General features: G+C 38.6%; 9 protein-coding genes and 2 pseudogenes. 6 read left to right on the top strand and 5 right to left on the bottom strand.

The window, feature by feature from the left end:
* The 3 genes and pseudogenes from Q1553_RS03550 to Q1553_RS03560 form a co-directional block, all read right to left on the bottom strand.
* Nucleotides 1-578, bottom strand: a pseudogene (locus Q1553_RS03550) (1-deoxy-D-xylulose-5-phosphate reductoisomerase); the annotation flags it as partial.
* Nucleotides 575-1357 (bottom strand): phosphatidate cytidylyltransferase, encoded by a 783-nt coding sequence (locus Q1553_RS03555; RefSeq protein WP_297570200.1) that lies wholly within the window; start codon nucleotides 1355-1357, stop codon nucleotides 575-577. The pseudogene Q1553_RS03550 and the gene Q1553_RS03555, both read right to left, overlap by 4 nt.
* Nucleotides 1358-1520: 163 nt before the next feature.
* Entirely contained in the window at nucleotides 1521-2009 is a 489-nt protein-coding gene (locus tag Q1553_RS03560; protein ID WP_115551506.1) for a peptidylprolyl isomerase, read from the bottom strand.
* Between the two features lie 73 nt (nucleotides 2010-2082).
* On the opposite strand from Q1553_RS03560, the gene Q1553_RS03565 reads away from it, so the two are divergent.
* The 6 genes from Q1553_RS03565 (at nucleotide 2083) to Q1553_RS03590 (ending at nucleotide 8703) form a co-directional block, all read left to right on the top strand.
* Entirely contained in the window at nucleotides 2083-2829 is a 747-nt protein-coding gene (locus Q1553_RS03565; RefSeq protein WP_300668046.1) for a hypothetical protein, read from the top strand.
* A gap of 90 nt (nucleotides 2830-2919) precedes the next feature.
* Entirely contained in the window at nucleotides 2920-5421 is a 2502-nt protein-coding gene (gyrA, locus tag Q1553_RS03570; protein WP_300668044.1) for a DNA gyrase subunit A, read from the top strand.
* A complete protein-coding gene (locus Q1553_RS03575) occupies nucleotides 5421-5849 on the top strand; it encodes a hypothetical protein (protein ID WP_300668042.1) in 429 nt (142 codons plus the stop codon). The genes gyrA and Q1553_RS03575 overlap by 1 nt, the downstream gene beginning before the upstream one ends.
* 2 nt (nucleotides 5850-5851) lie before the next feature.
* Nucleotides 5852-7174 (top strand): sigma-54 dependent transcriptional regulator, encoded by a 1323-nt coding sequence (locus Q1553_RS03580; RefSeq protein WP_297577973.1) that lies wholly within the window; start codon nucleotides 5852-5854, stop codon nucleotides 7172-7174.
* Between the two features lie 10 nt (nucleotides 7175-7184).
* Nucleotides 7185-8210 carry an aspartate-semialdehyde dehydrogenase gene (locus Q1553_RS03585; protein ID WP_115551501.1) on the top strand — a complete coding sequence of 342 codons (1026 nt, stop codon included), beginning with the start codon at nucleotides 7185-7187 and terminating at the stop codon, nucleotides 8208-8210.
* A 31-nt stretch (nucleotides 8211-8241) separates the two neighbouring features.
* A complete protein-coding gene (locus Q1553_RS03590) occupies nucleotides 8242-8703 on the top strand; it encodes a low molecular weight protein-tyrosine-phosphatase (protein WP_115551500.1) in 462 nt (153 codons plus the stop codon).
* A 181-nt stretch (nucleotides 8704-8884) separates the two neighbouring features.
* Here Q1553_RS03590 and Q1553_RS03595 read toward each other — a convergent pair whose 3' ends face one another.
* Together Q1553_RS03595 and Q1553_RS03600 are read right to left on the bottom strand one after the other, a co-directional pair.
* Nucleotides 8885-10144 carry an aromatic amino acid transport family protein gene (locus tag Q1553_RS03595; protein ID WP_297601203.1) on the bottom strand — a complete coding sequence of 420 codons (1260 nt, stop codon included), beginning with the start codon at nucleotides 10142-10144 and terminating at the stop codon, nucleotides 8885-8887.
* 310 nt (nucleotides 10145-10454) lie between these two features.
* Nucleotides 10455-11015: pseudogene (locus Q1553_RS03600) on the bottom strand (ammonia channel protein); the annotation flags it as partial.

Genomic DNA, 11015 nt, shown 5'->3' on the forward strand with positions numbered 1-11015 from the left:
ATTTTTTTGCCCATTTGCCAATTTGGGTGTTTTAGGGCATTGAGTGCATTTTGATGCGGAATCTCGTTTAAATCCATATCGCGAAATGCCCCACCGCTTGCAGTGATGTAGAGATTCCTAAAAGGACGAGAGGTTTTGGGGAATCCCAACAAATAACTAAGACTAAAATGTTCGCTATCAATGGGGATAATTTTTGAAATATCAATCAATTCCCCGCCAGCTACTAGACTTTCTTTGTTGGCTAAAGCGACTTTTTTGCCACAATGGATTGCACAAAGTGTCGGTTCTAAACCTAAAAATCCTGTGAGTGCATTGAGGACTAATTTGGATTTAGAATCCAAAATTGCTTGGAGGATTCCTTCTTTGCCGATATAGATTTTTCCTTGGAATGCAGGAGTAATTTTAGGAATATCTTGTGCATCGGCAATCACAATGGCTTTAGGGTGATGTTCTGAAATCTGTTTGTTTAAAAGAGAAATATTTTTTCCTGCGCCTAGCACTTCAATTTCTAAACAGAATCGTTTGGCGATTTCTAAAGCATTGACGCCAATAGAGCCACTACAACCAAGAATAATCATAGGTTAATAATTTGTAAAAGAGTATAAAGAATGATGACAGCAAAGAAATAGCCATCTAGTCGGTCAAGGATTCCGCCGTGTCCAGGCAGAATAGAGCCACTATCTTTTACCCCTGCCTTGCGCTTTAAGTAGCTTTCATACAAGTCGCCAAATACGCTTGTAATGCTTGTAATAAATGTTAGGATTAAAGAAGTAAAGAATCCACAAACCCCAAGCCCAATCAATGAGCCAATGAGGGTTGCAATTCCAACCCCAACAAGCACCCCCTCTTTGGTTTTATTAGGAGAAGTGGGGCAGAAAGCGGGATTGCTAAAAAGTTTGCCTCCTAAGAGTTTGCCTCCAAAATAGGCAAAACTATCCGTGAGCCCTACGATGACAATCAGCCAAATTAAGGCATTAATGGAATTGTCCAAATAGAGTAAATATAAGAAAATAAATGGAATCGTAGGATAAATAAAGGGCAGCATTTGCTCTATTGCTCCCTTTTTAGTATAACTTTGGTATGCTCCCAAAAGCACCAAAATGCAAAAAACACCAAGCGGAGATTCCAAAAGATAGACACTTAACCATATTATAAGCGCAAAGGACAGGAATAGGGGGCTTGGAGTTATTTTGTTGTAGAGTTTATAGGATTCATAAAAGCCAATGATAAAGGCTATTCCAAGCACTGCCCATAAGAGCAAAGGGTGATGAAAGAAAATAATCAAGAGGATTGCAACAAGTATAAAAAATGCTGTATAAAGACGTGTTGGCTCAATAAACTTCAAATTTTTGGGCATAAAGATTCCTGAAATTTCTTAAAATCTAAATTAATTTAAGCTTTGATTATAGCTCAAAAAGCTTTTAAAGTGCTTGAAAATATATTTCTTTGTGATTTTTGTCGTGCGATTCTGCTTGTAAAATCGTAAGGGAGCAATCGCAGAGGATTGCCGATTCTATGTCTTATTCTGCGGAAATAGTAATATTTAGAATCTTATCGCCTTGTTGGATAGAATCTAGCACCGCAAGGCTTGCCTTATCGTTAGGAGCAATTTGTCCAAAGATAGTGTGTTCTCCGTCAAGATGTGGTTGCGGTGCAAAGCAAATAAAAAATTGACTTCCTCCTGTATCTCTTCCCGCGTGCGCCATAGAGAGCGAGCCTTTGAAATGCTTGTGCGGATTGTTTTCTAATTCGCATTTAATATGATAGCCCGGTCCTCCGCGCCCGTTATTTTCAGGACAACCACCTTGTGCGACAAATCCACGAATGACGCGGTGAAAATTTAAATGATTATAGAATCCGCTTTGGGCGAGACTTGTAAAATTTGCCACCGTGTTGGGTGCTTCTTTGGGAAAGAGTTTGAATTTCATTTCCCCTTTTTCTGTTGCAATGGTTGCATATTGCATTGAGTTAAATTCTTCTTGTGTTGGATTAAATTCTTTTAATTCCATTTTTAAATCCTTAGTGTAAAATTAAATTTTTTATTGTAGTATTTTAAGCATTAAAAATTGCAAAAGGACAAGTATGGCAAAAATTATCTTTATCGTGCTTTTGGCATTGAGTGCGAATGCAAAATATCCGCAATGGTTACAAGATAGCGTCAAAGTCGTTGCAGAGTTTGAACAACCCAATCGGTATATACCAAGCTATGTTGAGGGCTATGGCTTTGTGATAAATTATAATTTAGTCCTTACAAGTGCGAAGATTGTTTTTAATAAGAAAAAAGCAGACGAGATTACGCTCTACCACACAGAAGTTTTGGGACAGCCGATTGCTTGTTTGAGCCACGCTAAAATTTTGGCATTAGATGATAATTTAGATTTAGCTGTGCTAGAAGTGGAGCGATTTACGGATATTTATTGCAATATTTTGCCTACACCAAATTTTCGTGAATTGAGTTTCCAAAAAACTTATTTTAATCTCTTTAAAAAACCTATCCAAACCTCTTTGCAAACACTTTTAGAGGAGAATTTGAAAATCTCTTATTTTAGCGAACAAGATTGGTCAGAATTTCTACGTAGTAGAATCGCATTCAGAGACTTTTTAGATTTTTCCAAAGAGGAAAAAGAAAAAATGCTAGGTATGCCATTGTTTATAGAAAATGATTTTTTGGGCTTAAAGGTAAAAGAGTTCCCCAATGCTTCAAGTGAGAGCTTAAAAGTAGGAATTCTAACACACAAGGAAATTTTGGATTTTTTGTGCAAATTAGAAAATGAAACTTTAGTTTTCAAAAATAAAAAAGATTTGAAAGAATTTTGCAAACAACCTTAAAAAAATTCAAGCTTCATTAGCAAGATTAAAGTAAAATAAAGATAAAATCGCGAATTTCAAGCAAGTATAAATATAAAGAAAAGGGAAGGAATGTCAGACCTACTTAATCAAGATATTCAAAATGTTAATATAGAGGATTCCATTAAAGAAAGCTATTTGGATTATTCTATGAGCGTTATTGTAGGACGCGCATTGCCTGATGCAAGAGACGGATTGAAACCTGTGCATCGTAGGATTCTATATGCGATGTATGAACTAGGTGTTACTTCAAGAGTTGCTTATAAAAAAAGTGCAAGAATCGTAGGAGATGTTATCGGTAAATACCATCCACACGGAGATACCGCAGTTTATGACGCATTAGTTCGAATGGCGCAAGATTTTTCTATGCGATTAGAGCTTGTAGATGGGCAAGGAAACTTCGGAAGTATTGATGGTGATAGTGCGGCGGCAATGCGTTATACTGAAGCAAGAATGACGCAAGCAGCCGAGGAGTTACTCCGTGATATTGATAAAGACACCGTGGATTTCTTGCCAAACTATGATGACACTTTGCAAGAGCCAGATATTTTGCCAAGTCGCTTGCCAAATTTATTGATTAATGGTTCTAATGGAATCGCAGTAGGAATGGCGACAAACATTCCGCCCCACCGCGTAGATGAGATTATAGACGCGTTAGTTTATTTGATTGATAACCCCAAAGCTCCATTAGAAGAGGTTTTGCAGTTTATTGAGGGTCCAGATTTTCCAACCGGTGGGATTATTTATGGCAAAAGTGGAATTCGCGAAGCCTATGAGGGCGGACGCGGACGCATTAAAATCCGCGCGAAAACGCATATTGAAAAAACTAAAACCAAAGATATTATCGTAATTGATGAGATTCCTTATCAAGTTAATAAAGCGCGCCTTGTAGAGCAGATTGCCGAACTCGCTAAAGACAAGGTAATTGATGGAATCTCTGAAGTGCGTGATGAATCCGATCGCGACGGAATCCGAGTCGTTGTAGAGTTAAAGCGCGAAGCAATGAGCGAAATCGTGCTAAATCATCTCTTTAAATCCACGCCAATGGAATCTACTTTTGGAATCATTTTGCTTGCAATCCACAACAAAGAACCAAAGGTTTTCACACTTTTAGAATTGTTGGAACTTTTTATTTCTCATCGCAAAAGTGTAGTGATTCGCCGAAGCATTTTTGAACTAGAGAAGGCTAAAGCTAGAGCGCATATTTTAGAGGGCTTAAAGGTTGCCTTAGAAAATATAGATGAGATTGTAGCTTTAATCCGCGCAAGTAGCGACCCAAAAGTCGCTAAAGAGGGCTTAGTAAGCAAGTTTAATCTAAGTGAGATTCAAGCACAGGCTATTTTAGATATGCGTTTGCAAAGATTAACAGGCTTAGAGCGCGATAAAATAGAAAATGAATATCAGGAGCTTTTAAAGGAGATTGCACGATTGAGTGAAATCTTGAAAAGTGAGGCGAAATTAAATGCAATTATCAAAGAGGAATTGTCAGAATCCAAAGAGAAGTTTTCAACAAAGCGAAAAACTGCGATTGAAGAGGATTATGAGAACATTGATATGGAGGATTTGATTCCTAATGAGCCTGTTGTCGTAACAATGAGCCATCGCGGCTATGTTAAACGCGTGCCAGTGCGCACTTATGAGAAACAAAACCGCGGAGGTAAGGGAAAAATCTCCGCAAATACGCACGAGGACGACTTTATTGAGAGCTTTTTTGTATCTGATACACACGATACGATTATGTTTATTACTAACAAAGGGCAGCTTTATTGGCTCAAGGTTTATAGAATCCCAGAGGCGAGCAGGACAGCAATTGGTAAGGCAGTGGTGAATCTCATTAATCTAAGCTCTGACGAAAAGATTATGGCAACAATTACAACAAAAGATTTTAATGAGGATAAATCTATCGCGTTTTTTACCAAAAATGGAATCATTAAGCGCACAAATTTGAGTGAATTTAAAAATATCCGAAGTGTAGGCGTCCGAGCTATTAATTTAGACGAAAATGATGAGCTTGTTACAGCAAAAATCATCTATCCCAGCATTAAAGAAATTTTAGTCGTAACTTACGAGGGAATGTGTGTGCGTTTTGGCGTAGAAAATGTGCGTGAAATTGGGCGTGTGGCACGCGGTGTTACAGCAATTAAATTCAAAATGCCAAACGATTATGTGATTGGTGCGACTGCAATCATAGATGAAAATGAAGAGATTTTGAGTGTAAGCGAAAAAGGAATCGGTAAGCGCACAGAAGTGAATGAGTATAGAATTACGAATCGTGGGGGCAAGGGTGTGATTGCGATGAAGCTTACAGGTAAGACAGGTAAGCTTGTAGGGGTTGTCAATGTAGATGAAAAAATGGACCTTATGGTGCTTACAAGTAGTGGCAAGATGATTCGTGTAGATATGCAAAGCATTCGTAAGGCAGGACGAGCAACAAGTGGTGTGATTATCGTCAATGTAGATGACGACAAGGTTGTCTCTATTGCGCGTTGTCCTAAAGAAGAAAAGGAATCGGAAGTAAGAGAGGGTGATGAGGGCGAAGAGGCAAAATTGCTTGGAGGCGATAATTTAGAATAATGTGGAGGATTCTGTTAGGGATAGTGTATTTGACTGCTTTTTGTGAGGCATCAGAATATATTTTTTCTTATAGGGTTGCAGCAAGAAATGGTATGCTTTTAAACGAAAAATATTATTTTTCTCCTGCAATGGTGAGCGCAAATATTTTGCGTCAAACAAAGAATCCTTATAAAAAATGCACAATTAGCCACGAGGCAAAAACTGAAAAAGCTTTGCTTCGCGACTATAAAGAGAAAATTTTAGAATGTTTTTTAAAATGGGGAGTGAGACTAGAGGATAACACGCAAGTGCAGAATTTACAAGGCAAATCCATAACTTATTTGGCGATTCCACCGACACGCATACAAATAGAGTATGCTGATGGAATCGCAACGATTTATGCACTCACTCACGACATAAATAAGACAATAAAAGCAATAAAGGAGTAAAGATGAAATTAGCTATCGTTGAAGATGATATTAATATGCGAAAATCTCTTGAAATTGCATTAGGGGAATACGATGAATTTGAGGTTGTAAGCTTCAAAAGTGCGAAAGATGCGCTTAAAAAGCTTGATGATAGTATAGATTTAGTCATCACAGATATTAATATGCCCCAAATGGACGGCTTGGAGTTTTTAAAAGTCCTAAATGGGCGTTATGAGGCACTCATTATCACAGGGAATGCAACTTTGAGTAAGGCGATTGATTCCATTCGTTTAGGCGTGAAAGATTTTTTGACGAAGCCATTTGAGATTGAAACTCTCGTGGAAGCGATTTTGCGTGCTAAAAAAGCACAAGAAGTAATAGCAAAGGCAAGCAAGAAACCAGTAAAAGCTGGAAAATCAAACGATAAAATCACTGAAAATAAGCAGTTTATCTCAAGCTCACCTGCGTTAGAAAAATCGCTTAAACTCGCAAATAAAGCTGCCAAAACCGCTGCTTCTGTGCTTTTGCTTGGAGAAAGTGGAGTGGGAAAAGAATTGTTTGCAAATTATATTCATCAAAACTCTCCTAGAGCGCAAATGCCCTTTGTTGCGCTAAATATGGCTGCGATTCCAGATAATTTGCTAGAATCTGAACTTTTTGGTTATGAAAAGGGAGCATTTACAGATGCCACAGAGGGCAGGGCTGGGAAGTTTGAAGTAGCCAATGGCGGAAGCATTTTTTTAGATGAAATAGGCGAAATGCCCGCTTCCTTGCAAGCGAAACTTTTGCGTGTTTTACAAGAAAAAGAAGTTGTGCGTTTGGGAAGTTCAAAGCCTATCAAGGTGGATATTCGCTTCATTGCCGCAACAAATGCAGATATTCAAAAAAAGATTCAAAAAGGCGAATTTCGGGAGGATTTGTTTTTTAGATTGCAAACGATTCCGATTCGTATTCCGCCTTTGCGGGAGAGGGCAGAAGAGATTATTCCGCTGTGCGAATGGAAATTAGAGCAAGTGGATAAACAATATGGCGTAGGCAAAAAACATTGGGGAAAGGGAGCGCAAGAACAATTACTTGCTTATCGTTGGCCCGGTAATATTCGTGAGTTACTCTCTGTGATAGAGCGCGCAGCAATTCTATGTGAGGGAGAGGAGATTATGGTAGAGGATTTGTTCTTAAGCTCTCGTGAGAGTGGAGGTAAAAAGAAAATTGCTAATTTAGAGGAAGAGCTGATTTATGAAGCTCTTAAGGCGAGTGATTCTGATGTAGATAGTGCAGCAGAGTTATTGGGATTCAAAAAAGAGTTGCTTTTAAGCAAAATGGAACGTTATAATATTAAACTCTAAAGGAGAAAAAATGAAAAAATTTAATATTGCTGTTGTAGGTGCAACTGGCGCGGTAGGAGAAGAAATTTTTAGGGTTTTGGGTGAGCGCAATTTGCCGATTAACAAACTTGTGCCATTAGCAAGTGCGCGCAGTGTGGGCAAAGAGGTAGAGTTTGGAGATGAGAGGATTAAAGTCAAAGAGCTAACCCACGAAATTTTTGAAGAAGAGAACATTGAGATTGCTTTCTTTTCTGCTGGTGGAAGCATTAGTGCGGAGTTTGCTCCAAGTGCGGCGAGGGCTGGTGCGGTCGTGATTGATAACACAAGCCATTTTAGAATGCAAGAAGATGTGCCACTTGTCGTACCTGAAGTCAATCCACAAGATATTGCCTTATGGGAGAAAACAGGAATTATTGCAAATCCTAATTGCTCCACAATCCAAATGGTACAAGTCTTAGAGCCACTGCATAGAGCCTTTGGAATCAAGCGTGTAGATGTTAGCACTTATCAAGCGGTTTCGGGTGCAGGTAAAAAGGGAATGGAAGAGCTTGTAACACAAATGCAAAAATTCTTTGATTTTAGCTTAGAGGAATGCGAGCCAAAGGCATTTCCACACAGAATTGCATTAAATGTGATTCCGCATATTGATGTATTTTTGGGCAATGACTATACCAAAGAAGAAATGAAAATGGTGAATGAAACAAATAAAATTATGCATAGTGATTTTGCAGTAAGTGCGACTTGTGTGCGTGTGCCTGTGCTTAGAAGTCATAGTGAAGCTATTACTATTAAATTTGCGCGTGAAGTGAGTGCCAAAGAAGCACAAGAAGTGTTGAGGAAAGCGGAAAGTGTTGTATTGATTGATAATCCACAAGAAAAATCTTATCCTATGCCGATTATTGCCACAGATAGAGACGAAACCTATGTGGGTAGAATCCGTGTAGATAATTATGATAAACGCATTTTACATCTTTGGTGTGTTGCAGACCAAATCCGCGTGGGTGCAGCAACAAATGCAGTGAGAATTGCACAAAAATGGATTGCAATGCAGAGTTAAGGGGAGGTTTGCAGATATCTTAAGGAATTTTATGGCGATTCATTCTATTTTGTTTGTGTGTTTGGGAAATATTTGTCGCTCGCCTTTGGCAGAAGGAATTGCGAGGAAGCTTGTAAAAGAAGCGGGATTGTCTTTGTATATAGATTCTGCAGGAACGAGTGGGTGGCATATTGACGAGCCACCCTGCGAGCATTCTATTATGGTAGGTAAGCGACACGGGATTGATATTTCCCATCTTAAAGGGCGCAAAGTTAGTGTGTATGGCGATTTGGATTTTGATTTGATTATTGCAATGGATAAGCAAAACTATCACGACTTATTGCAGTTAGGTTTTCCAAAAGAAAAACTTGCTTTAATGGGAGATTTTGGCTTAAAAGGAAAAGAGATTCCAGACCCTTATTATTTTAAGGATTTAGACGGCTTTGAAAAAGTCTATTCTATGTTAGAAAGTGCAATTTACGAGTTAATTTCTGTTGTTGTAAAAAAATATTGAATCCTGTTGCCGTTATTAAAAGAGAATTCGTGGCAATCTATAATTTTATATCGCAAGTATTTTTGATTGCTAAGGTTATGGATTTGCTTCGTTTCTTCGCTGAAAGATTAGTGTGTATTCTTGTGTGCTGATTTTTATCCTTACAGCACACGCTTGCTTTAGTGCAAATTGAGAATTTGGATTACAAGAAAAACTTATAAACAACACTTGTAATTGTCAAAAGTCCCGTGATGAATACGAATCCGTCCAATAAGGGATTTTTATATTTTTTGAGTTTTCCTACACTCCAAATTGCGATGATGGGCATTAAAAACAAAATTGCTGCAATGATTGGACCTCCTAAATCTTCAATGAAGCCCAAAATGCTAGGATTAAGATAAGCAACAAGAATAATTGTAAAATACATAAATAAAGTGCTAAAAATTTTGATACTGCGGAGATTTGGTGCTTCATTGCCGCTTAGTTTAATGGCTTTTCTTATGATTCCATTCAAGCCCTCAAATGCTCCAAAATAATGTCCAAAAAATGAGCTAACAATCGCCAAAAATGCCACAAGTGGTGCGCCTAAAGCAATAATGGGCGTGTGGAATTGATTTGCAAAATAAGAAAGAATTGGAATATTTGCCTCCCTTGCTTGGGCGAAATCCTCCGCATTGAGACACAAAATACAAGAAAAGACAAAGAACATCACAAAAACAAGCAATAAAATTGCGGTGCGAAAGAGAATTTGATTTGCCTTTTCTTGTGAGTTATGATAGGTTTTGCGCACGTTAAGTGTGAAGGTGGAAATTGCAGGGGAATGATTGAAAGCAAATACAAGCACAGGCAAAGTAAGCCAAACAACTTGGATTAGTTCCTCAAAACTTGGTATTTTTTGTAGCGATTCTAGTTTCCAATAGGGAATTAGGTAGAGAGAAAATGCGAAAAGCACTGCACACAAAGGATAGACGAGTGCATTACAAGCTTTGGTAATTGTTTCTACTTTGAATACCATTATTGCCATCATCGCACTTACGAGCACAAAAGCAAGTCCAGCACGCGCAAGAGGATAAAGCGTCATCGTGTTTGGGTCATAAAGACTAATAAGGTTTAGCTGATGAACGAAAAAACTTGCAAAAGTGTTGGTAATGCCCACTCCATAGGCAAGACAAATAGGATAAATCGCAAAGAAATAAAGAAGTGTGATAAAAAAACTGATTCCGCGTCCCCAATATTCCTCTGCCGCGTGTGTAATGTCGTGTTCTGTATTTTTGGATTCATTGACGAAGCGACTAAGTGCGCGGTGTGAGAGCCACACCATAGGAAAGATGAGAAAACTCATTAACACCACAGGATAGAATCCTCCAGTGCCTGCGCGAATAGGTAAAAACAATATTCCAGCACCTACTGCAGTGCCAAAAAGTGAGAGTGTCCAACGTGTGTCAAAGCGATTCCATTGCATTTGAGATTCCTTTTGTTTGAAAATAAAAGTTTATAATGCCAAGCAAAAGAGATTGCTTAAAAATTGGAAATTTTGGGATAATTTTGTATTTATTGGGAGATGAAACAATTTGTAATACAGAATCTCGCTTTTTAAATTCCATTGTAAAGGTTAATTTATACGGAATTATAGATTGTTGTGAAAGTTGCATTTAGCAATTTCTCGCAAGGGCGATAGAATGAAGCTATAAGTATGCGGGTTATGGGTTGCTTCACTGCATTTGTGAGAGAGAGGATAAAGGTTATCCTTGCGAGATTCTATAAATAAACCCCTATCGGTAGGCAATTTCTCCGTGTAAAGACTGGTCTAAACCATTTTCCTCTTGCACTTCCTCTACACGCAAGAGCACAAAAACACTCATTATTTTTAGCACCACAAAACTAACCACAGCCGAAAGCGCAAAGCACGCGATAATTGCGACAATCTGCACGCAGAGCAAACTCCAATCTCCGCCATATAGCAAACCCTCACCTGCAGCTTCCTTGCTTACGATTTCATTAACCGAGCTTGTCGCAAAAAGTCCTGTTGCGATTCCACCCCAAATCCCTCCTACTCCGTGCAATCCGAATGCGTCAAGCGTATCATCATAACCAAACTTAGACTTCATCGCACTAATGGCAAAAAAGCAAATAGGAGAAACAAAAAACCCAATCACGATTGCAGAAAATGGTGTTACGAATCCCGCAGAGGGAGTAATCGCCACAAGCCCTGCCACAATCCCTGTAATACTGCCTAGCAAAGTAGGTTTGCCATATTTCGTCCATTCTATAATCATCCACGAAATCATCGCACCTGCTACTGCAAAGTTTGTTGTCAAAAACGCATTGACTGC

It is taken from the genome of Helicobacter sp. UBA3407 (assembly GCF_949747025.1).
Classification (GTDB): Bacteria; Campylobacterota; Campylobacteria; order Campylobacterales; family Helicobacteraceae; genus Helicobacter_D; species Helicobacter_D ganmani.

Excerpts from the sequence above, each read along its gene's own strand:
- Q1553_RS03590 (WP_115551500.1), top strand. The coding sequence starts at position 8,242 with ATGGCGATTCATTCTATTTTGTTTGTGTGTTTGGGAAATATTTGTCGC.
- gyrA (WP_300668044.1), top strand. The coding sequence starts at position 2,920 with ATGTCAGACCTACTTAATCAAGATATTCAAAATGTTAATATAGAGGAT.
- Q1553_RS03595 (WP_297601203.1), bottom strand. The coding sequence starts at position 10,144 with ATGCAATGGAATCGCTTTGACACACGTTGGACACTCTCACTTTTTGGC.
- Q1553_RS03565 (WP_300668046.1), top strand. The coding sequence starts at position 2,083 with ATGGCAAAAATTATCTTTATCGTGCTTTTGGCATTGAGTGCGAATGCA.
- Q1553_RS03555 (WP_297570200.1), bottom strand. The coding sequence starts at position 1,357 with ATGCCCAAAAATTTGAAGTTTATTGAGCCAACACGTCTTTATACAGCA.
- Q1553_RS03575 (WP_300668042.1), top strand. The coding sequence starts at position 5,421 with ATGTGGAGGATTCTGTTAGGGATAGTGTATTTGACTGCTTTTTGTGAG.
- Q1553_RS03585 (WP_115551501.1), top strand. The coding sequence starts at position 7,185 with ATGAAAAAATTTAATATTGCTGTTGTAGGTGCAACTGGCGCGGTAGGA.
- Q1553_RS03560 (WP_115551506.1), bottom strand. The coding sequence starts at position 2,009 with ATGGAATTAAAAGAATTTAATCCAACACAAGAAGAATTTAACTCAATG.
- Q1553_RS03580 (WP_297577973.1), top strand. The coding sequence starts at position 5,852 with ATGAAATTAGCTATCGTTGAAGATGATATTAATATGCGAAAATCTCTT.